Genomic DNA, 25,519 nt, shown 5'->3' with positions numbered 1-25,519 from the left:
GGCTAGCCATAGCAGGTTAATTTTAAATTTCTGCTGTTAGCCTCTTATATTCAAAGTCTAGGTCGATTACAATACCGCCATCAAAAAGGCAGGTTGCCTTTATCTGCACGCAACTAGAGTGGATTTTCTATCTAATGGCAATCAAACTTGCAATAAATGGTTTTGGTCGGATTGGACGAAATATTGTCCGTGCCCTTTATGAATTAGGGCTTAGCGATGAGATCAAAATTGTTGCAATCAATGAGCTCGCAGATCCCCACGGGATTGCTCATCTTCTTAAATATGATACATCGCACGGGCGTTTTACGTTTCCTGTTATTTTAGGGGAAGATTCGCTGACGGTTGCTGGCGATACCATATCGTTATTTGCTGAGCAAAACCCAAGTGAATTACCTTGGCAATTACTTGATGTTGACGTTGTACTTGAATGTACTGGGGTTTATCACTCTCGAGAGCATGCGCAATTGCACTTAAATGCAGGTGCAAAAAAAGTATTATTTTCACAGCCTGCAGACGCAGACGTTGATGCAACTATTGTTTATGGCATTAATGATGATGAACTTAAAGCTGAGCATACAATTGTCTCAAATGGTTCATGTACCACAAATTGTATTGTACCCGTTATTAAGGTACTTGATGATGCGTTTGGTATAGAGTCAGGCGCTATCACGACTATTCATGCATCGATGAACGACCAACAAGTGATTGATGCGTACCATCACGATTTACGCCGTACTCGCGCTGCGAGCCAGTCAATTATTCCAGTTGATACTAAACTTGCCCGTGGTATTGAACGCATATTACCTAAATTTCATGGCCGCTTTGAAGCCATTGCAGTGCGCGTTCCTACAATTAATGTAACGGCGATGGATTTAAGTGTAACGGTCAACGCAGATGTCGACTTACAAGCTGTAAATAAAGCATTAAAAGCAGCGGCAAAGGATCGACTCGAGGGGATTTTAAGTTATACCGAAGAGCCATTGGTATCGGTGGATTTTAATCATGATCCGCATTCTTGTATTATAGATGGCACACAGACACGCGTTAGTCATAAACGCCTGATAAAATTATTAGTCTGGTGTGACAATGAGTGGGGGTTTGCCAATCGTATGCTCGACACTGCGCGTACAATGATGGCAATAAGTAACTAATTTATAATTATAAATCGTATTTTTTCAGCCAGTATCGTTAACTAAGGAGAAGTCCATGTCGGTCATAAATATGGCAGATTTAGATTTACACGGCAAACGTGTGTTAATTCGTGAAGATTTAAATGTACCAGTAAAAGCAGGTAAAGTGACCTCAGATGCGCGTATTCGTGCAGCACTACCGAGCATTAAATTAGCCCTTGAAAAAGGCGCTAAAGTGATGGTTATGTCACACCTAGGCCGCCCTACGGAAGGGGAACATGATGAAGCGTTTTCATTAGCACCAGTTGTTGATTATCTTAATGAAGCACTAGAGCAAAACGTGCGTCTTGAAAAAGATTATTTAAACGGTGTTGAAATTGCTGATAACGAAGTCATCGTTTTTGAAAATGTACGCTTTAATAAAGGCGAAGGCAAAAACGACGAAGTACTTTCTAAAAAGTTAGCGGCGTTATGTGATGTATATGTTATGGATGCATTTGGTACGGCTCACCGTGCTCAAGCGTCTACCCATGGCGTTGGTTTATTCGCAGATGTGGCCTGTGCAGGTCCATTATTAGCGGCTGAATTAGATGCATTAGGCAAAGCGCTTGATAATCCAGCTCGTCCACTTGTAGCAATTGTTGGTGGATCTAAAGTATCAACTAAATTAACGGTACTTGATTCACTGTCCACCATTGTTGACCAATTGGTTACTGGTGGTGGTATTGCTAATACTTTTATTGCAGCAGCAGGTTATCCAGTTGGTAAATCATTATATGAAGCTGACTTAATTGACGAAGCGAATAAATTAAGTGCAGCAGCAAAAAGTAATAATGGTGAAATACCGGTACCTACTGATGTCGTTGTTGGTAATGAATTTTCAGAGTCTGCGGTTGCAACATTAAAAGATGTTAGCGAAGTAACTGACACCGATATGATTTTTGATATTGGCCCTGATACGGCTAATAAACTTGCAAAAATTATTGCTAATGCAGGTACCGTGGTGTGGAATGGCCCAGTTGGTGTATTTGAATTTGATCAATTTGGTAACGGTACACGTGCAATTGCTCAAGCGATTGCTAACTCAAATGCATTTTCTATTGCTGGTGGCGGTGATACGTTAGCGGCGATTGATAAATATGGTATTGGCGATAAAATTTCGTATATTTCAACCGGTGGCGGTGCTTTCCTTGAGTTTTTAGAAGGGAAAAAATTACCAGCAGTTGCTATGCTAGAAGAGCGTGCTAAGTAAAATTAGTCACGGGCCAGTGTATTAACTTAGGTTTGTACACTGGCGATGATCAGATATTAAATACCTCTCACCCTAATTTAATAGCTGATTTGTATAACGGTAATTTTGGCTAAGCCTTGCTTATCGTGATGTATTGATTGCATCAAATTAAACTATCCCGTTCGAACTAGGTAGTAGTGTATGCACTGCTATCGACAATTTGGAGAATACCCAATGGCTTTAATCAGTATGCGACAACTTCTTGACCATGCAGCTGAACACGGTTACGGCGTGCCTGCTTTTAACGTTAATAACCAAGAGCAAATCCGCGCAATTATGATGGCGGCTGATAAAACAAACAGCCCTGTAATTGTTCAAGGTTCAGCAGGCGCACGTGCCTATGCTGGGGCACCTTTTATTCGTCATATGATTTTAGCTGCCATTGAAGAGTGGCCACATATCCCAGTCGTCATGCACCAAGATCACGGTACTTCACCAGGCGTTTGCCAACGTTCAATTCAATTAGGTTTTTCATCAGTAATGATGGATGGCTCATTAATGAGTGATGGCAAAACACCATCATCATATGAGTACAATGTTGATGTAACACGTAAAACAGTTGAACTAGCGCATTCATGTGGTGTGTCAGTTGAAGGCGAGCTAGGTGTATTAGGCTCACTTGAAACAGGTGAAGCGGGCGAAGAAGACGGTGTTGGCGCTGAAGGTAAACTGACCACAGAGCAAATGCTAACAGATCCTGAAGAAGCTGCTGACTTTGTAAGTAAAACGCACGTCGATGCACTTGCAATTGCTTGCGGTACATCGCATGGTGCATACAAATTCACTCGCCCACCAACGGATGATATTTTAGCGATTGATCGTATTAAAGCGATCCACGCACGTATCCCTAATACTCACTTGGTTATGCATGGTTCGTCGTCTGTTCCACAAGAATGGCTTGAGATCATCAACCAGTACGGTGGCGAAATCCCTGAAACATATGGTGTGCCAGTTGAGCAAATCATTGAAGGTATTAAGTTTGGTGTTCGTAAAGTGAATATTGATACCGATTTACGTTTAGCATCAACAGGTGCGATTCGTCGCCACCTTGCACTTAATCCAGCCAATTTTGATCCTCGCAAATATTTAGCTGAAGCGACCAAAGCAATGACAGATATTTGTATTGCACGTTATGAGTCGTTTGGCACTGCAGGGCAAGCTGATAAGATCAAACCAATTTCACTTGATGAAATGCACCTTAAGTATTTAACGGGTGAGTTAGATCCACAAATAAAGTAATGTAATTATTAAGTTAAAATTACATTAGCCAGTGAGGGAAGCCTCACTGGCTTTTTTGTGGCTGATCATTGGGGATCGATTTTTTACTAACTAATAAAGTAGGGATCATTCATTTACTAACTTTAGTTGTTTGGGATCAGATCTTTACTAAGGAGTTAAAGAATAATGGGCGTTTTCGCTTATAAAACAATCTAATTGAAGATGTGTAGTACTAATTATCAACAGCTTATGAAATGTCATTGGTAAAAATACGATCTCAGATCGTAATGTGTAGGTAAAATAATGATCCCAACCCGTTTATTACAGATCTAGTTGGGTGTAAATGATCCATTCATTTGACCAATAAGCATTTATAGACGACTTTTACATAAGTGAATTTAAAGGGATCCAATTATGGCTCTATGCTTTTTACGACTTTTTTGTATTATTACGGTGATATTTTCATCATGCATATTGGCGGAGCCAATTAAAATCTATGGTCGAGCTCATTTAGGTTTATTAAATAGCGATATAGGGCAAGGTAATGAAACCTCTATAGAAAATTATTCATCCCGACTTGGTGTAAAAGGCTATACACAAATAGGCAAAAATTTAGAGGCCGTTTATAAATTTGAGTTTGCTGTAAATATTGATAATAACGCGGATACCCTAACGTCTCGAAATCAATATGTGGGGCTTAAAGGTAACTTTGGACAAGTTGTAATAGGTCGTCATGATACTGCACTAAAAGTATCACAGGGTAAATTAGATGTAATGAATGATTTTAGCGGTGATCTAAAGTCATTCTTTAATGGCGATAACCGCCTAGGTGATGTGATGCATTATAGTTCACCTAAGTTAGGTGAATTGCAGTTGATTGTTACCTATGTTGCAGATAAAAACGAAAAGCAAAATGATGAGACTGGGATATCAATGGCTGCTGTTTATGGCGACAGTAAGCTCAAGAAAACAACATATTATATAAGTGTCGCGCATGACAGTAAAGTCGCAGGATATGACATTAGCAGAGCAACAGTGCAGGGAAAAGTAGGCCCATTAGTGCTTGGTGCTATGTATCAAGAGGCTAAAAATATTGATACAGATATTAGTGCAGAAGGTTACCTAGTCAGTGCCTCTTATAAAATAGATAAATATAAATTATTAGCTCAGTATCAAGATAATGACGGTATATTTGGAAAATTAAAAGATTCGGGTACTGGTGCTTCCGTTGGGATCGAACGTAGTGTGTCTAAGAAAATACGTATGTATATGTGGTATACGCAGTTTTCGTTAGATGGCAAAAATAACCAAGATCACTTAGCGCTAACATTAAGGTATGATTTTTAAATTTATAGTTTTGCTGTGATATAACAATAAAATTAGACCAATAATGGCCGAATAAAAAGCGATTTTACAGTAGTCGGTCCATATAATAAAAATAAGAATATAGTTACGGGCTTTATAATTTTTTAGGAAATATAAGAATATCCAATTAATTTGGACCTAATATAGGGTAAATAGTATTTTTTTTGCCCCCATTTCGATTTACACGTTACACTTTCATAAAAATGTCATACTTAGTCATAATAATGAAAACTAGTTCGATAACGAAAGAGATAAATTGGAATGTCACGTAAAGTACTTGTCGTCGATGACGAAGCACCCATCAGAGAGATGTTGGTTTTTGTATTAGAACAAAATGGTTTTCAAGCAATTGAAGCAGAAGATTATGATTCGGCTATTGCAGCTATGGTTGAACCTTACCCAGATATGGTATTACTGGATTGGATGTTACCAGGCGGAAGTGGAATTCAAATTGCTAAAAAATTCAAACAAAGCGAATATACCCGCCAAATCCCGATCATTATGCTCACAGCGCGCGGTGAAGAAGAAGACAAAGTACGCGGTCTTGAAGTGGGGGCAGATGATTATGTTACCAAACCATTTTCGCCAAAAGAGTTAATGGCACGTATTAAAGCGGTTATTCGTCGTGTATCGCCTACCTCATTAGAAGAGGCCATAGAAGTGCATGGTTTACGTCTAGACCCTATCTCGCATCGTGTAACCTCAGAAGGTAGTGAACTTGACATGGGACCAACCGAGTTCCGTTTATTACATTTTTTTATGACTCATCCAGAGCGTGTCTATAGCCGAGAGCAATTATTAGATAATGTATGGGGGACTAATGTCTATGTTGAAGATAGAACGGTAGACGTGCATATTCGTCGCCTGCGCAAAGCTATCGCACCGCTTGGACATGATCGTTTAGTACAAACTGTACGTGGTGCAGGTTATCGTTTTTCTAGTAAATTGTAAGTGTCACACAGATGACCTAGCGAATGTTAACATTGGCTTAAATTTACTTACTCTAAGGTAAAGTGAGTGTATGTATCGAGTTGTCAATAAACAGGCGTTAGCTAAACGTCTGTTTATCTATTTTCTACCTTTATTATTAATTGGCGTGCTTATTGGTGCGCCATTTTTGCTTTTATTTTTAGGCTCTTTTTCATTACTGATTTGGCATTATCATCAATTATATCGACTGAGTGATTGGCTATTGAATCAACGTAGTTTTAATCCGCCAGAGGGGGAAGGTGCATGGGAGCAAGTATTTGAAGGGATTTACCATCTTCAACATCGTAATCGTAAAAAACGAAATGAGTTGGCTGATTTAATTCGTCGTTTTCGTGATGGTGCAGAAGCAGTCCCCGATGCTGTAATCGTATTACAACGTGACCTAAGCATTGTGTGGTGTAATCAATTAGCACTTAAAGTACTTGGTTTACAGTGGCCGACAGATCATGGTCAGCGATTAGATAACCTTGTTCGCGATCCTAAGTTTGTAAAATATATGCATGCTGAGTCGTTTGATGAAGCGTTGGAATTAGAAAATGGTCACAGTGTTGAGCAAGTCTTAGAATTTAGGGTGATGCCTTACGCCAGCTCGCAGTTAATGGTTGTTGTGCGTGACGTTACTCGCTTGAAGCAACTTGAGCAAATGCGCAAAGATTTTGTCGCGAATGTATCCCACGAACTGAGAACGCCTTTAACCGTTGTATCTGGTTATTTAGAAATGTTTGATGGCGATATGATGCCGCCGCCGGCAATATGGTGTAAAGCACAAAATACCATGCTTGAACAATGTAAGCGCATGGATAGTTTAGTCAATCAGCTATTGTCTTTATCACGAATTGAAGGCGCCAGACGCCAAGATAACGATAAGCCAATTAATGTGCCACAGTTACTCACTTATATCCAAACAGAAGCACAGTCACTTAATCAAGATAAAGGGCATGAATTAATTTTTGATATAGACACTAACCTTGATATTAAAGGTTCAGAAGAAGAGCTTCGCAGCGCGTTCTCAAATTTGGTATTTAATGCTATTCATTACACTAAAGCTGGCGGGAAAGTTACAGTTAGTTGGCAGTACACAGAAAACCAAGCCCATTTTTCTGTAATTGATAACGGTGATGGTATTGCCCCAGAGCATATTAACCGTTTAACCGAGCGTTTTTATCGGGTTGATAAAGCACGTAGCCGCACTACCGGAGGATCTGGTTTAGGTTTAGCGATCACTAAACATGTATTAACGCGTCATGATAGCCAATTGAAAATTAAGAGTAAATTAGGCGAGGGCTCGTGCTTTTCATTTTCCTTTAATAAGGATAAAACGGTTTTATTAGCCAATTTAGATAAGTCATAAAATTGTCATTTTAGAGTAATCTAACTGTCATGTGATGTCTTTACAGTAGAGCACAGTTAGAAAATGGGACGAACAAATCGGAGTAACCCCTATGAAATTTAAAAATTTAGTTGCCGCAATGGGTGTGGCTGTAACAACTTTTGTATCTGCACAAGCTATGGCTGTAGATTCAAGTATTCCTGAGTATCAAAAAACCAGTGGTATTTCAGGTAACTTTTCATCTGTGGGCTCTGATACACTTGCCAACATGATGACTTTTTGGGCAGAAGAATACAAACGTATCTACCCAAATGTAAACATTCAGATTCAAGCTGCGGGTTCTTCAACTGCGCCACCAGCCTTGACTGAAGGGACTGCAAACTTTGGCCCAATGAGCCGAAAAATGAAGTCAAAAGAAATCGAAGCGTTTGAAAAACGCTACGGTTATAAACCAACAGAAGTACGCGTTGCTATCGACGCATTGGCAGTCTTTGTTCATAAAGATAATCCAATTGAAGGTTTACGTATTGATCAAGTAGATGCAATCTTCTCTTCAACACGTAAATGTGGCGCAAGTTCACAAGTAAATCGTTGGAGTGACGTGGGTCTTGTTGGTGATTGGGCTGCTAAAGATATCCAACTTTACGGACGTAATTCAGTATCAGGTACTTACGGTTACTTTAAAAAGAAGGCATTGTGTAAAGGCGATTTCCGCAACAATGTAAATGAGCAACCAGGTTCTGCATCTGTTGTACAGTCAATTTCGTCATCAGTAAATGCAATTGGTTACTCAGGTATCGGTTATAAAACATCTGGTGTACGTACTGTACCACTGGCGAAGAAAGGCGATAACTTTGTTGATGCAACACTTGAGAATGTAGCAACAGGTAAGTATCCGCTGTCTCGTTTCTTATATGTTTATGTGAACAAGCATCCGAATAAGCCACTTGCTCCTATTGAAGCTGAGTTCTTAAAAATGGTGTTATCACAAGATGGTCAAAAAATTGTAGAGAAAGATGGTTATGTGCCACTTTCTGGAAAAATGGCGATGAGCGAGCTTAAAAAGCTAGGTCTTCTTTAAGCCCTAAAACATAAAAGTTAATAAAAAACCGCGTAATGTACATTGCGCGGTTTTTTTATATTGAAAAATAGATAATACCAATCGTGTTAAGTTACAGACTACTTATAGCGACAGGTAAATACAGTGATAACAAGGCAGAAATTTTGACATGTAGTTGTTACTACTTGAAAAATTACTAACGCTGTTAGCGCTTTATTTAGCCCGCTAGAATGGTTAAATATTTAAGTCGATTGGTATAATTGGTTATCTAACATTTCCTAACGCTTCTGCGTTTGTCTTGCATTGGTTATACGCTTCAATGCATTTTGTGCTGCAGACTTTATGAACTAAGCCTTCGCCTGTACTTTGTTGCTCACAATTGACTTCGCATTGATAGTTTTGCTGGGCACATTGTTGCATTTCGGGATTCTCAATTTGGTTTTGGCAACCAGAAAAAAGAGTAACGAACACAGCAACGCTTGATAACTTTATTAATGAATTCATTCTTATCCCTAATTATTGTTATGTAATATCAACTTGCAGGTTATCGATTAACCTAACGCTACCTAAATAAGCCGCAGTTAAAATCACTAGATTATTATCGTTAAGTGTAGCTTTTATTAAGGTGTCTCGCTGTGCTATTTCAAAGTAATCTGGTTTTAGTCCGCCATCTTGCAATTGTTGCTTTGCTTGCTCACAAACGCTAATAAAATCACGTTCACCATTGGTAAGCTGTTCTGCACACCAGTTAAGTGTTTTAAATAATATGGTCGCAGTTTCTTTTTGTTCAGCAGACAAATAACCGTTACGCGAGCTCATGGCAAGCCCTGATACTTCACGACTTGTTGCGACACCAATTACTTCAACAGGAATTGATAAATCACGAGTCATGGTCTTAATAACTTGCAATTGTTGGAAGTCTTTTTCACCAAAACAGGCAAAGTCAGGCTGCACTAAGTTAAATAGCTTAGTGACAACCGTTGCCACACCGCGAAAGTGACCCGGGCGAGAACCCCCGCAATAACCCATAGATATGTCAGGTACATCAACAAAGCTTTGTGCGCCTAAGCCGTTTGGATAAATTGCCTCAACACTCGGTGTAAATACGATGTCGGTTCCAAGCTCTGCAAGTCCCTGTTTATCTGCTGTAAGTGTGCGAGGGTAATTATCTAAATCTTCATTTACACCAAACTGCATAGGATTAACAAAAATGCTCACGACCACTTTATCGGCCATATTTTTGGCTTTTTCAACGAGTGAAAAATGACCTTGGTGCAAATTGCCCATCGTTGGCACTAATGCAACGCTTAACCCGGCCTGTCGCCATGCTTTAATTTGACTACGTAGTGATTTTATTTCAGTGATTGCCTGCATTATTTAAACTCGTGTTCTGTACTTGGAAATGCACCGTTTTTAACATCGGCACAATACTTTTTAACGGCATCTGGCATATTGCCAGTTTCGAGTAAAAAGTTTTTAGAAAATTTTGGAATGTAACCCGCTGATATGCCTACTAAGTCATGCATAACTAAAATTTGACCGTCAGTTAATTTACCTGCACCAATACCAATCGTCGGGATAGATAGTGCGTCAGTAATCAATTTTGCAAGTTCAGAAGGGATGCACTCAAGTACAACCATTTGCGCACCAGCTGCTTCAAGCGCTTTAGCATCATGAATCATTTTTTGTGCTTGTTCATCGCTACGGCCTTGAATTTTAAAGCCACCAAAAACATGGACTGATTGTGGTGTTAAACCTAAATGCCCACACACAGGAATACCTTGTTGAGTAAGAGCAACAATTGAGTCGTATAACCACTCACCGCCTTCTAGCTTTACCATATTTGCACCAGCACGCATTAACTCAGCTGCATTTTTACAGCTCTGTTCAGGGTTTGAGTAGGTCATAAATGGCATATCAGCAATAACAAATAAATCTCGGCTACCAGCGCGTACACTGCGAGTATGATAAGCAATATCCTGGTTAGTAACACCTAGCGTATCGTCACCGCCTTGCAAAACCATCCCTAATGAATCACCTACTAGAATAACGTCAACGCCGTTATCGTGAAATAACTTAGCAAAGCTGGCGTCATAGGCTGTTAATGCGGTGATTTTTTGTTGCTCTGCTTTCATTTTATTGAGAGTAGAAACGGTTATTTTAGACATAGTATCCTCGTTGGCGACGGCCTGTAATTAATTACAGAGGTAATTGTTGTAATTCGTTTAATGCCAAAGTAGCAGTAATACTTTTTAGTTTAGTACCATCTGGCAAAATAAGATCAGGGGCAACTTCTAATAGTGGGTAAACCACAAACTCGCGCTCGGTTAAACCATAATGAGGTATGGTTAAACGTTCAGAGTTTATGTGTTGATCACCAAATAATAAAATATCAATATCTAAGGTGCGGGCGCCCCAACGCTGTGCTTTACGTACACGCCCGTGCTCAAGCTCTATCTGTTGGGTTAAATCAAGTAACTGCTCTGGCATCAGCGACGTTTTAATTGTCGCAACAGCATTAACATAGTCAGGTTGATCTTGTGGGCCCATAGGTTTACTGGCGTAATAATGCGACACGTTGATAAAGTTACTCTGTGGCAACACTTTAAGTGCTGCCACTGCGTTATCAAGCTGGCTGCGAGGGGCATTTAAATTAGCCCCTAAACCGAGATAAACAATTTCCATTTAGTTACTCAGCAGGTTTTGGGCTACGACGGCGAGTACGACGACGGCCTTTAGGCGCGCCTTGACTACCAAGTGCTTTGACTAGTTCTTTTTGGCCGTTAATATCTTTAGCTAAATACTCCGTCCACCATTGCACAAGCTCAGTATGTTCTTGCTCACCGGCTTCAACACGTAATAATAAAAAGTCGTACGCAGCTTTAAAGCGAGGCTGTTGAGTTAGACGATATGCTCGTTGGCCAGCGCGTTTGTCCAAACGGTGCTGAATATGCCAAATATCTCTGGCGCCTAAAGTAAAGCGTTTAGGTACGGCAACATGTTGTGCGCTTTCGCTTAAGACTTTATTCATGCCTTGTTGAAAAGCATCGTACTCTGATAATTGTTCTTGCTGCTGTAATTGTTTGGTAATTTTTAAAAGTGGAAACCACAGCAAAGCAGCAAATACAAAAGCAGGTGTCACTTTTTTCTCTGCGTTGATACGTTCATCAGTATTACGGAACATTTGCTTAATAAATGCATGTTCAAAGCCATCTGGATTTTGTTCTAAAATACCATCTAAGGCAGGGAATAATGCATTGAATAACCCATATTTACGTAGCATTAAAAAGTTTGCTTCGGCTTTGCCGTTCAAAAATAGCTTTAATGTTTCTTCGTATAAACGCGCAGATGGGATGTTATCCAGTAAGCTGGCTAATTCGGTTAATGGTTTTTCGGTGTCTGGTGCAATACTCATATCAAGTTTTGTGGCAAAACGTACTGCACGTAACATACGCACAGGATCTTCTCGATAACGAGTTTGCGGATCACCAATAAGCTCTATTTGTTTTGCTTTAATAGCCGCAAGGCCATTGGCATAGTCATGAATTGAAAAATCATTAATAGAGTAATATAAAGCGTTGATTGAAAAATCGCGACGCTCAGCATCTTCTTCAATGTTTCCAAAAACGTTATCACGTAGTAACTGACCTTCGCCACTGGATTGACTGGTTTGATTTTTATCAACAGGCGCTTCGTGGTGACCACGCATAGTGGCGACTTCAATAATTTCACGGCCAAAAACAATGTGTGCTAAACGAAAGCGACGACCAATTAAGCGGCAGTTGCGAAATAGCTTTTTCACTTGTTCTGGGGTCGCGTTAGTGACTACGTCGAAGTCTTTAGGTTGTTGCCCTAACAAAATATCACGAATACAACCACCAACGAGGTAAGCGTCAAAGCCACCGTCTTTTAAACGATATAATACCTTGATTGCATTTGGGCTAAATTGTTTGCGGGAAATGCCATGCTCATTGCGTCCAATAATTAAAGGCTGCGCAGAGACTTGGGGCTGTTCGGTGTTTACTGTGGCTGATGGGCCCATAATTTGCCGACAAAATTGAAAAAGCTTGGAAATAATAGTCTGTCTCCTACAGAATTCGGTTGTTTGATGGGGATAACCATCAAAAATCAGATCAAGTATAGCTGTATTTAGTTATTAACTGCACGAGTAATGTGCATACTTGGCGATAAAACGCATTGGGCTTAAGGATGGCTATATACCCAAGCCATCTCAAAATGCGAGTTTCAGTTGGAATTAAAAGCGATTTAGGCAAGGCATTGATTGCAAGTAATGGTCATTCCTTTGCTAAAATCAATAACGCAGTATAAATCGCTTTTAAACCAACCCATTGGGCATTTCACAGGCACTTACTCTCATCGTTGTTACTTCTTAAAAGGGACGGCCATTATTGCAAAGTAACGCCTTGATATTAAGCCCCTGTGAAACGCTGAATTCTGCATCTTGAGGTGGTTTGGGTATAATATACCAGTACAGCTCAAAAATTAAGTTGAAGGTTTTAAAATTAACGCTTAAAAGTGATTTTTATCGCTATAAATGAGTAAACTGGGGCGCTTTACTCTGTAACTGTTGCGAAATTTGAATCTGCTGGACTTTTGGAATGTTTTGCAGGGTGTAATTGTTGATTGCCCAAGTCATCATTTCATCGATATTTAGTGAGAGTAGCTCAGTGCTAGGCGCTAAACCTAAAAACTCGAATGCATTTAATAGCGCCGGTTTTGGATTTTTTTTATCAATTGCTGGCGCATAATTTTGCTTTGATAATTTAAAGCCTGGTTTGGCGACAGCTAAAGGTAAATGTGCATAACGAGGAGCGGGTTTATCGAGTTGCTTAAACAGGCTTAATTGGCGTGCTGTGGGCTCAAGTAAATCTGCGCCACGCACCACGTTGGTGATCCCTTGCTCAATATCGTCTACAACCACAACTAATTGATAAGCATATAAGCCATCACTGCGCTTTATTAAATAGTCTTCATGCGCGAGGGCGTGATCAACGTTAATGTCACCTTGAATCAAATCATTATAGTGGCAGGTGGCGTGGCGTTGTATTAATCGTAATGCGCTATTTTGTTGTGAGTGCTGTAAACTTTGGCAATGGCCTTGATAAATACCACCTAAGGCTTTAATTTCTTTACGTGAGCAGTGGCATGCATAAACGCCTTGTTGGCTATTTAAATATTCAATGGTGTGAGCGTATAAGTGATGGCGCTTTGTTTGATAGGCAACGTCTTCATCCCACTGTAAGCCATAGGCCTCCAGTGTGGTGAGAATATCTGTATCTGCACCCTCTATAACGCGAGTCGTGTCGATATCTTCAATACGCACTAACCAAGCACCTTGGTTACTTTTAGCGTCAAGGTAACTGCCCACAGCCGCCACAAGTGAGCCAAAATGAAGTGGCCCAGAAGGTGACGGTGCAAAACGACCGCGATAATTGCGCATTGGCGCAGTAACGGCTGTGGTAGACATTGATTTAATTACAGGTAATTAACCACGTCCAGATTGTTTTTCTTTGATTTCTGCAAGCGTTTTACAGTCTACGCATAAATCAGCAGTAGGACGTGCTTCTAAACGGCGAATACCAATTTCAATCCCGCATGAATCACAATATCCAAAATCATCTTCTTTGATAAGAATTATTGTTTTTTCAATTTTTTTGATCAGTTTACGTTCACGGTCACGAGTACGAAGCTCTAATGAGAACTCTTCTTCTTGTGCTGCGCGATCAACTGGATCAGGAAAGTTAGCTGCTTCATCTTGCATGTGCGATTTAGTACGGTCTACTTCGTTGCGTAAATCGTTGCGCCATGCTTCCAAAATAGTTTTAAAATGAGCGCGTTGTGCGTCATTCATATACTCTTCGCCCGGCTTTTCCTGGTATGGTTCTAATCCGGCCTGAGCCAACAACCCTAATTTTTTTTGGTCTGGCATAACTTTCTCCTAAATCCTTAATATAATACCCAGCTTTAGCCGGCGGCTATAAATAACAGAATCCTATGGCCTAGGCAAATTTATTTTTAAATTAATTGGCTGTACGTAAATCATATCGGTTGATTAAAAAGGGTACAAAGAGGGTGTAGGCTACTTTTTAACTTCAAACGTGATTTTTAACTTGCCTATTAATATGGGCAAAAGTACAAATTACAAGGCTTGTTTTAAATAAAAGGGATTTTATGTGTAATGTGGATCTCATTAGGCGAAATGCTCGCTTTATAAGCAAGTACTTCAACTCCTTTACTCATTGCTTCAGTTAATAGCTGCGCATATGTTTCATCAACATGCGCAGCAGCGCTTACTTGCTCTATACCTTGGTGTAAAACAGCAAAGAGTAATACAGCGCGATGGCCTTGCTCGACCATTTCAATTAACTCGCGTAAGTGTTTTTGCCCACGCAGCGTTTGTGCATCAGGGAAATAGCCCTGGCCGCTATTAGGTTCAGATTGACTTAGCAATGTGACCGACTTGACTTCTACATAGCACGGTGGCAATTGTTCATTGCGCAGCAAAAAATCAATGCGGCTATTTTCTTGCCCATATTTAACTTCCGCTTGTATGTTTGTGTAGTTGCACAATTCACCAATGAGTTGGGCTTGCAGCGCTTCTTCAACTACTTTATTCGCTATAGCGGTGTTGACGCATATAAAATGGTCGAATTGATTTTTAGTCAGCTCTAAAGAATGTGGATATTTTCGCTTAAGGTTACTACTGGTAGAATAGAAGGCTGTAAAACCAGGTTCAGCACAGCCTGTCATTTTACCTGTATTTGCACAGTGAGCTGTAAACTCTGTACTATCGTGAAGGCGTAAATCAGCTAAAAAGCGTTTATAGCGTTTAATTAATGTGGCGTGTTGCAGTGGCGTTGAATATTTCATTATTTTGGTTATTTAGTCTCAAGCAGTTGGGAAGTTGTTGTGGCTATAGTAAACTCAAAGTCACTATTATAAGCGCAAGAGTATTCTAACATGACTGAAAAATTTGTTGTTCAATTAAGCGAGCAGGGTGCTGCAGTGCATTGGGGCGAAACCGCTACATTATCTTTTAATGAGCAAGGTGCAAGCGTTCACTTAACAGAGCAAGACACATTAAAAAATGTTCAAAAAGCGGCGCGTAGCATTGCTAATCAAGGCATTAAAAATGTTGTTTTAGCTGGCGATACTTGGTGTACTGAGACGCAATGGGCGTTTTACCAAGGGTTTGTGTCACCTAAAACATTACACGGAGTTGAGTTTGCACAAACAACAAAGACCGACAGTAAAGAGTTAGAGTCGCTAAAACGCTCAGCAACATGGGCACGTGAAATGATCAACGGCACTGCTGATGACATCTTCCCAGAAAGCTTAGCTGGAAAAGCGGCTGAATTTATTCAGTCACTAGCACCAGAGCATGTTAGCTATCAAATTATTAAAGGTGATGCATTGCTTGAGCAGCAGTGGATTGGTATTCATGCTGTTGGTCGTGGAAGTGAGCGTCCTCCGGTTTTATTAGCACTAGATTACAATCCAACAGGCGATGAAAACGCACCTGTTGACGCAGCGTTAGTTGGTAAAGGTATTACATTCGACTCAGGTGGTTATTCTATTAAGTCGAGCGAAGGCATGCTAGGCATGAAATGCGATATGGGCGGTGCAGCAACGGTAACAGCTGGTTTAGCATTGGCAATTAGTCGTGGTATTGAAAAGCGCATTAAGTTGTTTTTATGTTGCGCTGAGAACATGATCTCTGGTCATGCTTATAAACTTGGCGATATTCTTACGTATAAAAATGGCACAACAGTGGAAATTGTTAATACTGATGCTGAAGGTCGCTTAGTGTTAGCTGACGGTTTAATGGCCGCAGGTGAAACAGGTGCACCATTGATCATCGATGCTGCTACGCTAACAGGCGCAGCCTTGGTTGCGGTAGGCCAAGAGTACAATGCGCTGTTTGGTCTAGATAAAGAGTTTGTACGTGAAGTAGAAGGCTTTGCAGAGCAAGAAATGGAAGCAGGCTGGCCACTACCACTTGAAAAGTGGCATCAACAAAACTGCCCATCACCTTATGCTGATACTGCAAATAGTCGAGCACAAAAAGGTGGCGGTTATGGTGGTGCATCAAACGCGGCTGGTTTCTTATCACGTTTTGTGCCAAATGATGGTAAAGGCTGGGTGCATATTGATTTAGCTGCAGCATTTAATATGGGCAGCACGAGTCAATGGGCTGCGGGCGCTACAACTGTTGGTATGCGAACAGTTGCACGTACGTTATTAGAAAAAGCGTAAATTATAGATAGTTGATTGAATCAACTGCATTCAGTCCTGTTAATTAATAAATGGCATTCAGCGAAAGTTGAATGCCATTTTTATAAAGCGTTACAAAAACCTTCAGAAACATTGCACTTATTACCCTATTACAAAAGCTGTTGATCAAGTAGCTGTGTTTCATTCTTTTGATAGCGGACAGCCTGTTTTAGAGTAAAAACGTTAATGTCGAAAGTGAAACAAGCTTTTTCACGTTATTTACGATAAAATTCACCGCTACTAGCAGTTTAAGTACGCCATTATCTTTTTAAGATCGGCTACACTTAAATGATCTACTCACACTGGGAATTCTAATTATGTCAGATAAGTGCTACATCACAGCGCAACAATTACTTGAAGATTCATTTCGCGTAGCAGCGCAAGTTTACCAGGATGGCTTTCGTCCTGATTTTATTATCGGTATTTGGCGTGGTGGTGCACCTATTGGTATCGCAGTGCAAGAATATTACGATTATAAAGGCATAGAGACAGATCATATTGCGGTACGTACTTCGTCATATTACGGTATTAATAAACAATCGAAAGAAATCAAAGTGCATGGTTTACACTACATCATTGAAAACGCTAATGCGGGTGATTCATTGCTAATTGTTGATGATGTATTTGATTCTGGACGCAGTATTTTTGCTCTCAAAGAAAAGCTATCAGAGCTAATGCGCTTAAACTTGCCGAAAGATATTCGTATTGCCTGTCCGTATTACAAGCCAAAAAACTCAAAAGTAGATATGAAACCAGATTACTACATTCATGAATCAGAAGAGTGGTTGGTATTCCCGCATGAACTATCAGGTTTAACACCGGATGAAATAATTGCAGGGAAAACGGATTTGGTGAAAATCCACGATATTCTACTAAAAAAATAATCGCGTTAACTATTTTACGTGGAATTAAAAAAGGCCTTTTAAAAGGCCTTTTTGTTCTAGAACTCAGATTATTTATAAGTTATTTAAACGTTTCAAAAGCTTCTTTTAATCTTGCTAGATGAGCATAAACATAGCTGCTCGATAAGCGATCTTGATTCAAGAAGTTTTTATCTATATCAATGCTTGAGCGAAGCGTCGTCGCACTACCAAAGTCAAGTTGGTTATGTGATTCGCCAATTCGGGTTTGAACGCTATGGTTCCAGCTATTGGTACCTTTTACTTGCCAGTTACCAGCATCCATATCTTTACGCGATGTTAATGGGATACTAAACCCGATACCCACTTTTTCTATCGTTGTATTGCTGTATGTCAGTGCAACATTGGCATCACCAAACCAAAATTTAGTCTCTAGCTTAAAGCCACTATCTTCGTTCCAAAATTGCCCGCCTGAAACATGGAATGACACATCTTTTTCTGCCCAAAAATAACGGTATGAATACACTGAGTAATCACGTTTATCTGTGTTGTAATCTTTGTACTCAAAGTAGCCTAGTTTAGCTTTTAACTTATGGCGGCCTTCAGGGCTTTGCCATACTGTTTCATTGGTAATACCCATGTAATCAAAGTAATCTTGGTAAAGACCAAATTGAGTTTGATTATAAATATTAAATGGTAGCGCGAAAGTCTGATACACGATGGCGCGTTTTATACCAGTTTCTTGGCGAGAGTTTTGAAAGATTTTACCCTTTTCAAAATGGTCAGTGTCATGGACGTTTACCTGACCTGTCACGTTTATACCTGCTCCGTACCAAAGTGGCATATGCAAATCTGCTTGCAGTGCTAATGAGTAATCATATACGCCCAGCTCAGTTGCATACGTTGTTGCCAATGATGGTGTAAATGAAAGCCTTGGGACAAAATAAGGGCTTGTGCTTGGCGCATTGCCAGCCCATTTTACTGTTGGTAAATCTTGATCAGTAAATTCATTACTAATCAATAAATCTGGTGTGATGTTATCGTTTACAAAACGGCGATAATTATCTAATCGGCCTTTTATTTGTAGTTGAGGGATATCTTGTTTTGATAAACGCACTACAAATTCATTATCACTGTGATTAAAATGCTCTGTAATACGTCCTAGTACTAAACCTAGTGCGTCAATTTCATTGCGGTTAAACACAGAGTTTTCAAATTCGACAATGAGAAGTTGCGCGCTAGAAAGACCAACCCGAATATTTTCAAACCCATCATTTACGAGAGCGCTTTTTAAACTGTGTAATTGCTGATTTGTCGCTGACTCAGTTTGAATGCTCTCTGTCGTTGAGCTGACTGTTGCTGGTTGTTTATTAATATTAGGTTGATTGTCAGAGTAAGCCGTCACACTAGCAGGTTGTGGCTCCTGCGCTTTGTTTCTTAGTGTTTCTGTCGGTTGTACCCTTACTGGCGCTGGTTGTACTGGCGCTGGTTGCACAGGCGTATAGTTCGCTTGCGCTTCATCACTAAGAGGCATGCTAATGTTAACCCCCCAGTAAACATCATCATCGGCCAGTTCAGTGTTTGAATATAAACGGGTGTTAAATGAAACCGTCGCTAAATCGTATAACCATTCTTTTGGAACTGTTACACGTGCACCTACATTAAATGCCTCAGCATCATGCTCAGCAAGTACCGACAACCAAGTGAAAGGTTGATATTCAATGCCGGCAAATGCACCATCAAGCTGACCTGTTAGTGTATCAGAGGTGCCAACACCGGCACTAAAACGAAAATCCCACCACTGTTTAGAGGCAACAGCATAAAATGCTTCATAATTATTTGCTGCACCACCAAAATCTTTAGCACCTACTGCAAGGCTAAACCAGTCTTTAGGGATAAAAGGAATTTGGTATTTAGCATTAAATGATAAATCGCGAGTTTGTCCACGGCTACTCGAGCTAAATAAATTATCATGCATGCTTGATGAGGCGATACGACCACTGACTTCTAGTCCATCAAATAACCCTGCAGAAAAAGTGAAATTGTGGCCATCAGTGTATTTACCACGAATTTCTAGTTGGTTACTGTAACCTATATCAACAACTCCCTTATCCATAACGGACGCGGATGGTGTATGAAAAATACCAGTAAAACCGTTATATGCAATACCGTGATTGATAGGTTGTTCGGCAAAAGCTGAAGTACTTGCACTGAGTGCACAAAATGCTGCGAGGGCTGTTTTATTATAAGTCACGTGATTAACCAAAGTTGATTAAAATTAGGTTTTAAATCCTTAAAACCAGTTTATTCTAGTACTTTAACAATAAATGCTCTAAACAAAAAGTAACTAATTGAGCAGATAAACAAAAGCCGCGCTAATGCGCGGCTTTAAAAAGTTTACTTAAGACTTTAGCTATTAGCTTCCGCCAGTAGTACCAGTACCAGTACCAGTAACTACACGGTCTTCAAGAGTACAGTTATCACGAACGATATTGAATGCAGAATCAGTACCGTTAGCTGTCACTGTAGTGCTTTGTAAGCCAACATTGATGCCAGTAGGAATTACTTTAACATCGTAAGTAACACCACTTTCAAGGCCTGTTAACGCGTAAGAGCCTGCTGTTTCAACAGCTGTTGAAATAGTTCTCTTAGTTTGAGAATATAAAACTACCGCACCAGTAAGTGGGAATGTTTTATCTTTATCAACTTCAGCGTTAGAACAGGTATATGTAACGTTTAAGTTCTGAGCCACGATAGTAACAGGGCTATCTAAAGCAACTGTAATTGCGCCACATAGGTTTGCATTAGCTACAGTGCCCCATACGTTACCATTTTTATCTTTAACAGATACGTTAGCAACAGCATTATCAGCTACAACACCTGCACCATAAAGGTTGCCTTGAACTTTCTTAACTAGCTTCTTTTTAGAAACAGTTGAAGAATTAAGGTGTACATACAAGCCAGAAGCTGGAACAGCATCGCCTGTGAAGGTATAAGAAATAGGAGTGCTACATGCTGTTTGAGCTTCGCTTAGTGCAAAACCAGTTAAGTGGTCAGTAGCAAATTTAGCAGGTAAAGTTAATGCACCTGCAGCGCCTACAGTTGCCTGCTCTGCTTCATTAGCCCAAACGCCAGTTTCTTCATTGTATGAAGATACGTCAAATTTGTCACCCGCTTCAACCATTGAACCATCAATAGTTTTAAATGTAGCTGGTAAGTTAGCTGTCAAAGAAATGTTTTCTGAGAAACTTTTGATCTTAGTATCGCCAGCAAGCATTTCAACGCTCATATAAGCAGCTGGAACAACTACTTTAGTTGCGTCTGCATTAGTTAAGCCTTCAGGGATTAAGTCAACAGCAGCAGTTTTACCTGCAGCAGCGTTAATATCAGCAGTTACAACGTTAAGTGTAACTTCAGTACCCGTTACAGCATTACCTTCAGCGTCTTGAAGTTCTACGTCTGTGCCGATTTCAATTGTAGCAGCGCCAGCTGTTTCAGCTAAAGGAGCAGCAAGTTTACCGTCAGCAGCAGCAACTTTCTTATCTTTGATAAGTGTTACTTTATTATCATCTAATTTAACTAGAGATACAATCGTATCAACTACTTCAGATTTGTCGCTTAAATCAACAACAACACTGTTTGAAGCATAACCTTCAGCTGTCACTAGTGCAGTTAGTTGAGTTAACTCTGCGCCTTCAACAAGGTTGAAAGTGAAAGAACCGTCAGTTGTAGCAACTTCAGTAATTGCGTCGCCATTAAGGGCAACAACATTAGCTGAAGCTACGCCTGCTTCTAAAAACTTTACAGTAGAAGCAACTACTTCACCAGTTTCAGAATCAACAACGTTACCAGCAACATAAAATGTAAGAGCAGCAGGTGTATCAGCAACAGGCGCTTTTACCGTTGGTACCGGTGGCTCTGGTGGTTTAACGTAATCATTATCGTCATTATCGCTAAAACAACCACTTAGAGTAGCTGTAAGACCAATTGCTAGAGCTAGCTTGGTGAGTTTAAATGTATTATTTCCCATAATAGTTACCTTTCTTTCCTTTCTCTTTGTAAAGTAAACAGACTTAATTGCAGTGCTATACATGTAGTAAAGTATCTGTCAATTATGACCTATAGCTCTAATACAATAATAAGTTAGTGAAGGATAAGCGCACATTATATATACGTCAAGTGAACGTTATATATACTTTTACTCATCACAAGAGAAAATCATTACCGCTTATATAGGTGAGTAAATCTTTTTTCTTATAATTGATATTTTGCGTCGATCCTTTAATTGGTGTACATGCTAAGGCAGAGCTGTGCATTTGTAAATGAAAAGCATCTATTTCATGATGACTATTTTACATTCTACAAGATAAATAATCAGTATAGGTACAAATTGCTTTCGCCTTAGCAGGCAATATTGTTTGGTCGTATTCTACATTAATAGATATGACGCTAAAATGAACGTTTGGTACTCATAAGTTCATCTTAGCTATATTTTTTATCCCCGTGTTACTACAATTGTGAAAAGCTATCTACGTAGTCGCTTAACTTTTCTAAATCCACCGCTTTTAGACCATCGCTAGAGCGTTCCACTAACCCTTTTTCTACTAACTCTGAAACAACTCTGCGATAAGCGCGCTCTGTAGTGGCAAACCGCTCAGCTTCAGCATTTACAGTGGGGTAAGCGCGTAGTAGGGTAGGGTTGTTGTTTTTGGCACGTAATAAACAATCTTTCGCTATGTTGTAGCCCAGTGGTAATAGCAGCTTATCTAGATTAATTTTTTGATTTTCTTGGAATTTAGCCGCAATGGTCTGCGCTGTATATAAACTTAACTCAGGTTTATCTAATAGTAATGCGCGCCAATGTTTTAGTTCAATTAAGTTATAACTAACGTCACTAAAACAGGTAACAGTATAAATGCAGGGATTGTTATTCAGTGCTTCTATTTCACCTATCAACGTATTATTGCAATCGAGCTGCCCTAACAGCAGGCGACGACCATTACCAACATCGTAACTAAACGAAATTGTGCCGCTTCTTACTAACACTAATTTAGTAAGTGGTTGATCTTGGTGGATCAGCACTTCTTTTTTAGACTGCTGGTAGCGACTACCTGCAAAGGTGAGTAACTGGTCGACCAAATAACTAGAAAAATGATATTGAAACATCGATTGTGCTCTTCGGACAATTGTCCTATTTATTACACCTTAATGACGTTAGCATTAAGATTCTAAGAATTTACGCTAACTTACTAGCTGAGTTAACTACGGTTAATTGAGTTGAAACCTGATATCCCGTGTAATGATTATTAAAAGTATGCCATCGAGCAACTTTTGGTTTTATGTAAGTTAGCTTTTTTATACTGTTGTGGCAATGTGTGGCCACTATAAAAACCACACAGCCTGCAATGCTAACCTAAACGAGTGGAGAGAACAAATGAGTTGGGAATATTTAGGCTATATAGCTTCCGCTTTACTTGTTGCCTCTTTGATGATGAGTGACGTAACCAAATTACGGTGGCTTAATCTAGTCGGTTGCATTGCTTTTACACTTTATGGTGTTGCTATTACTGCATGGCCTGTGGCTATAACAAATGGTTTACTCGCATTTGTAAATATCTATCACCTCATTAAGTTATCTCGCGAGCCAAAAAGCAGTATTACTATAAAAGACTAATCGATTTTATTCTTCTTTTTGAAGCGGTGTTCTTTGAAAGCGTAGCTTACCGGCAATCCACGTTTGCTCGACATTAATAGTAAAGATTTCTTGCACTGGCACTGTGAAGTAATCTTTATCAATTAAAATAAAATCAGCCCATTTACCTTGCTCTAAACTTCCCAATTTAAACTCTTGATGCGCAGCGTAAGCACCGCCAAGCGTAAACGCGTTAAGCGCGTCTTCTCTGTTGAGCGCTTCGCTTACTCGCCAGCCTTGTGCGGGTAATTGATTGTGATCTTGGCGTGTTATGGCTGAATAAAGGCCATCAAAAGGGTTGGCAAGCTCGACCGGATAATCAGAACCAGCTGCAACTACAGATCCTTGTTTTAAAAACGTTTGCCATGCGTATGCGCCTATTAATTGCTGCTCAGATAGGCGTTGCTGCGCCATATGCATGTCAGAGGTAGCATGAACAGGTTGCATCGACGGGATTATTTTTAATGTTTTAAATCGAGCAATATCCTCTGGGGCAACAATTTGAGCATGCTCTATGCGGTTACGCAGTAAAATCCCCCCCGTTTTTTTAAATACATTTTGATATGCATCTAATACTATCCGGTTTGCCTTATCACCAATTGCATGTGTATTGGCACTAAAGCCACTACGAAAGCTTAATGTTAGTAGTTCTTCTAATCGCTGTTGAGTTTCGAGCATTAACCCTTGATGGTCAGTTCGATCAGCGTAATCAGCTAATAAAGCAGCACCGCGGCTACCTAAAGCGCCATCTGCGTATATTTTAACACTACGAATTGACATAAAATCATTTAGATCTTTGTAGCGGCCAGCTTTGAGCATCGTTTTAAAGTCAGGATCTGCTGCGCTGAGCATAGCAACAATTCGCAGAGGCAAAGTGCCAGCAGCAGCTCTGCTTTTATAAATTAGCCATGTTTGCTTATCAATCCCTGCATCATGGGTTGAGGTGATCCCTAAACTTAATAAATGTTGGCCTGCTTGATCTAAAGCCAAATTAACACTGTGATCTGATGGGGCAGGAATATGTGAAGTGATCAAGCTTTGTGCTTTATCAATAAAAATACCGCTTGGTTGAGCACTATGATCGCGAATTATCTCACCTCCATCGGGAGTGGGGGTTTTAATCGTGATATTAGCAAGTTCAATCGCCTTACTGTTAGCCCAAATGGCATGCCCATCAACCCGAGATAGTACAACTGGGGTATCTTTAATTATTTTATCTAAGTCGCCAGCGGTGGGAAATTGCTTATCGGGCCATAATTCTTGATCCCAACCTCGGCCAATGATCCAACTTTCTTTATTGCTTTTTGCAAATTCAGCAAGCGTGGTTTGTACTTGAACTATTGATTGACTACCTCGTAAATCTAATTGCGTTAAATTATTGCCTAAACCTATGACATGGCCGTGTGCATCAATGAGTCCAGGTAGTAAGGTTTGCTTTTTTGCATCAATACTTTGTGAGCCAGGGAAATTATTTTTGAGTTCATCGTCTCCAATTTTAACTACTTTGCCATCTTTTATTACTAACGTTGAAAACTGCTTTAATTCACCTTTATAAGTAGGAGTGTAACCATTGGCGTTGTATATCACAGTGGTTGATGCGAGGCTGGGAAAGGTAAGTGTTAAAAATAAAGGCAGTAAGCGTTTCATAGATTGTTCTTATTATTGTGTTTATTCAACATTAACAGAGAATCTCATCGCCGCAAGTTATTTTCAAAACACAGAATGCAATTTGGATAAGAAAAAAGGAGCAGAATTTGATCCTTTATTTACTAGCATATAGGGTAAATTCGCTTAGCGATAACTTATTATCTTTATCGGTATCATAACTTTTAAAACGTGACCAAAGAGCGGGATCTTTGGCTGATTCCGATCGCGTAAGCAGACCATCTTTATTTCGGTCTAAATTGTTGAAGATATCTTTGATTTTATCAGTTGTTGCAAAACTGCCACAACTAATGGTTAGTAGGGCTATTAACCCTAATTGTGTCTTGTACTTCATAGGCACTCACTAATAGAGATTGTTAGTTAAAAAATCTTTAAATTCCACAAGTGAAATCCTATTATCCTGATCTTTATCCCAGCGTTGGTAGTTACTAAGTAATTGTGGCTGAGGCTCTAATTCGTCGTGGGTTAAATAACCATCTTTGTTGTAATCTAGGTGATTAAAACGCTGCTTTACATCAAGTGCAGCAACGCCAAAGCTGCTTATTAATAACACCGAGCATATCAATGTTACGCTTTTCATTTTTAATATCCTTTAAAAGAAGAAAGAGTAAAGTATTTGCCAT

24 protein-coding genes are annotated in these 25,519 nt (G+C 39.8%); 10 read left to right on the top strand and 14 right to left on the bottom strand.

Going from position 1 to position 25,519, the window contains the following annotated elements:
* Positions 1 to 134 precede the first annotated feature (134 nt).
* The 7 genes from epd to ADS77_RS13435 all read left to right on the top strand — a co-directional run bounded on the left by epd (position 135) and on the right by ADS77_RS13435 (position 8,405).
* A complete protein-coding gene (epd, locus tag ADS77_RS13465; protein WP_054204259.1) occupies positions 135 to 1,151 on the top strand; it encodes an erythrose-4-phosphate dehydrogenase in 1,017 nt (338 codons plus the stop codon).
* Between the two features lie 55 nt (positions 1,152 to 1,206).
* Positions 1,207 to 2,382 carry a phosphoglycerate kinase gene (locus ADS77_RS13460; protein ID WP_054204258.1) on the top strand — a complete coding sequence of 392 codons (1,176 nt, stop codon included), beginning with the start codon at positions 1,207 to 1,209 and terminating at the stop codon, positions 2,380 to 2,382.
* A 213-nt stretch (positions 2,383 to 2,595) separates the two neighbouring features.
* Positions 2,596 to 3,660, top strand: a complete 1,065-nt coding sequence (gene fba / locus ADS77_RS13455; RefSeq protein ID WP_054204257.1) for a class II fructose-bisphosphate aldolase — start codon at positions 2,596 to 2,598, stop codon at positions 3,658 to 3,660.
* 393 nt (positions 3,661 to 4,053) lie between these two features.
* On the top strand, positions 4,054 to 4,986 hold the full coding sequence (locus ADS77_RS13450) for a porin (RefSeq protein WP_054454901.1): 933 nt from the start codon (positions 4,054 to 4,056) through the stop codon (positions 4,984 to 4,986).
* A gap of 279 nt (positions 4,987 to 5,265) precedes the next feature.
* Positions 5,266 to 5,955 carry a phosphate regulon transcriptional regulator PhoB gene (gene phoB / locus ADS77_RS13445; protein ID WP_054204255.1) on the top strand — a complete coding sequence of 230 codons (690 nt, stop codon included), beginning with the start codon at positions 5,266 to 5,268 and terminating at the stop codon, positions 5,953 to 5,955.
* A 70-nt stretch (positions 5,956 to 6,025) separates the two neighbouring features.
* Positions 6,026 to 7,345 (top strand): phosphate regulon sensor histidine kinase PhoR, encoded by a 1,320-nt coding sequence (gene phoR, locus ADS77_RS13440; protein WP_054454899.1) that lies wholly within the window; start codon positions 6,026 to 6,028, stop codon positions 7,343 to 7,345.
* 91 nt (positions 7,346 to 7,436) lie between these two features.
* Complete coding sequence (locus ADS77_RS13435) at positions 7,437 to 8,405, top strand: PstS family phosphate ABC transporter substrate-binding protein (RefSeq protein WP_054204253.1); 969 nt, start codon at positions 7,437 to 7,439, stop codon at positions 8,403 to 8,405.
* 243 nt (positions 8,406 to 8,648) lie between these two features.
* On the opposite strand, the gene ADS77_RS13430 is transcribed toward ADS77_RS13435, so the two are convergent.
* The 8 genes from ADS77_RS13430 to sfsA all read right to left on the bottom strand — a co-directional run bounded on the left by ADS77_RS13430 (position 8,649) and on the right by sfsA (position 15,275).
* Positions 8,649 to 8,888 carry a hypothetical protein gene (locus ADS77_RS13430; protein ID WP_054204252.1) on the bottom strand — a complete coding sequence of 80 codons (240 nt, stop codon included), beginning with the start codon at positions 8,886 to 8,888 and terminating at the stop codon, positions 8,649 to 8,651.
* An 18-nt stretch (positions 8,889 to 8,906) separates the two neighbouring features.
* Positions 8,907 to 9,758, bottom strand: a complete 852-nt coding sequence (panC, locus tag ADS77_RS13425; RefSeq protein ID WP_054454896.1) for a pantoate--beta-alanine ligase — start codon at positions 9,756 to 9,758, stop codon at positions 8,907 to 8,909.
* Positions 9,758 to 10,552: a 3-methyl-2-oxobutanoate hydroxymethyltransferase gene (panB, locus tag ADS77_RS13420; protein WP_054204250.1), complete on the bottom strand. Its 795-nt coding sequence runs from the start codon at positions 10,550 to 10,552 to the stop codon at positions 9,758 to 9,760. Before panB ends, panC begins: the two co-directional genes overlap by 1 nt.
* A gap of 31 nt (positions 10,553 to 10,583) precedes the next feature.
* Positions 10,584 to 11,069, bottom strand: a complete 486-nt coding sequence (folK, locus tag ADS77_RS13415) for a 2-amino-4-hydroxy-6-hydroxymethyldihydropteridine diphosphokinase (protein ID WP_054204249.1) — start codon at positions 11,067 to 11,069, stop codon at positions 10,584 to 10,586.
* A gap of 4 nt (positions 11,070 to 11,073) precedes the next feature.
* Entirely contained in the window at positions 11,074 to 12,426 is a 1,353-nt protein-coding gene (gene pcnB / locus ADS77_RS13410; protein WP_054204248.1) for a polynucleotide adenylyltransferase PcnB, read from the bottom strand.
* 507 nt (positions 12,427 to 12,933) lie between these two features.
* Positions 12,934 to 13,872: a tRNA glutamyl-Q(34) synthetase GluQRS gene (gene gluQRS, locus ADS77_RS13405; RefSeq protein WP_054204247.1), complete on the bottom strand. Its 939-nt coding sequence runs from the start codon at positions 13,870 to 13,872 to the stop codon at positions 12,934 to 12,936.
* Between the two features lie 18 nt (positions 13,873 to 13,890).
* Positions 13,891 to 14,334 carry an RNA polymerase-binding protein DksA gene (gene dksA, locus ADS77_RS13400; protein ID WP_054204246.1) on the bottom strand — a complete coding sequence of 148 codons (444 nt, stop codon included), beginning with the start codon at positions 14,332 to 14,334 and terminating at the stop codon, positions 13,891 to 13,893.
* A gap of 224 nt (positions 14,335 to 14,558) precedes the next feature.
* Positions 14,559 to 15,275, bottom strand: a complete 717-nt coding sequence (gene sfsA, locus ADS77_RS13395; RefSeq protein ID WP_054454894.1) for a DNA/RNA nuclease SfsA — start codon at positions 15,273 to 15,275, stop codon at positions 14,559 to 14,561.
* A gap of 90 nt (positions 15,276 to 15,365) precedes the next feature.
* Here sfsA and pepB point away from each other — a divergent pair, with 90 nt between their 5' ends.
* Positions 15,366 to 16,661: an aminopeptidase PepB gene (pepB, locus tag ADS77_RS13390; protein WP_054204244.1), complete on the top strand. Its 1,296-nt coding sequence runs from the start codon at positions 15,366 to 15,368 to the stop codon at positions 16,659 to 16,661.
* A 335-nt stretch (positions 16,662 to 16,996) separates the two neighbouring features.
* On the top strand, positions 16,997 to 17,563 hold the full coding sequence (locus ADS77_RS13385; RefSeq protein ID WP_054454892.1) for a phosphoribosyltransferase: 567 nt from the start codon (positions 16,997 to 16,999) through the stop codon (positions 17,561 to 17,563).
* A 79-nt stretch (positions 17,564 to 17,642) separates the two neighbouring features.
* Here ADS77_RS13385 and ADS77_RS13380 read toward each other — a convergent pair whose 3' ends face one another.
* The 3 genes from ADS77_RS13380 to ADS77_RS13370 all read right to left on the bottom strand — a co-directional run bounded on the left by ADS77_RS13380 (position 17,643) and on the right by ADS77_RS13370 (position 22,705).
* Entirely contained in the window at positions 17,643 to 19,793 is a 2,151-nt protein-coding gene (locus ADS77_RS13380; protein WP_054454890.1) for a YjbH domain-containing protein, read from the bottom strand.
* A 162-nt stretch (positions 19,794 to 19,955) separates the two neighbouring features.
* The gene (locus ADS77_RS13375) at positions 19,956 to 21,569 is read right to left on the bottom strand and encodes a hypothetical protein (protein ID WP_054454888.1); all 1,614 of its coding nucleotides are present in this window, start codon (positions 21,567 to 21,569) and stop codon (positions 19,956 to 19,958) included.
* 479 nt (positions 21,570 to 22,048) lie between these two features.
* A complete protein-coding gene (locus ADS77_RS13370) occupies positions 22,049 to 22,705 on the bottom strand; it encodes a Crp/Fnr family transcriptional regulator (protein WP_054204241.1) in 657 nt (218 codons plus the stop codon).
* A 268-nt stretch (positions 22,706 to 22,973) separates the two neighbouring features.
* On the opposite strand from ADS77_RS13370, the gene ADS77_RS13365 reads away from it, so the two are divergent.
* Positions 22,974 to 23,213 (top strand): YgjV family protein, encoded by a 240-nt coding sequence (locus ADS77_RS13365; RefSeq protein WP_054454886.1) that lies wholly within the window; start codon positions 22,974 to 22,976, stop codon positions 23,211 to 23,213.
* 6 nt (positions 23,214 to 23,219) lie between these two features.
* On the opposite strand, the gene ADS77_RS13360 is transcribed toward ADS77_RS13365, so the two are convergent.
* The 3 genes from ADS77_RS13360 to ADS77_RS13350 form a co-directional block, all read right to left on the bottom strand.
* Positions 23,220 to 24,878, bottom strand: a complete 1,659-nt coding sequence (locus ADS77_RS13360; protein WP_054454885.1) for an amidohydrolase — start codon at positions 24,876 to 24,878, stop codon at positions 23,220 to 23,222.
* Between the two features lie 115 nt (positions 24,879 to 24,993).
* Entirely contained in the window at positions 24,994 to 25,230 is a 237-nt protein-coding gene (locus tag ADS77_RS13355; protein WP_054454883.1) for a calcium-binding protein, read from the bottom strand.
* Positions 25,231 to 25,239: 9 nt separating this feature from the next.
* Entirely contained in the window at positions 25,240 to 25,476 is a 237-nt protein-coding gene (locus ADS77_RS13350; RefSeq protein WP_054204237.1) for a calcium dependent protein, read from the bottom strand.
* Between the last annotated feature and the right edge of the window lie 43 nt (positions 25,477 to 25,519).

The organism is Pseudoalteromonas porphyrae, assembly GCF_001298125.1.
In the GTDB taxonomy this organism is placed as follows: Bacteria; Pseudomonadota; Gammaproteobacteria; order Enterobacterales; family Alteromonadaceae; genus Pseudoalteromonas; species Pseudoalteromonas neustonica.
The sequence above is the reverse complement of the archived record's forward strand: the minus strand, read 5'-3'. Positions and strand labels throughout refer to the sequence as shown.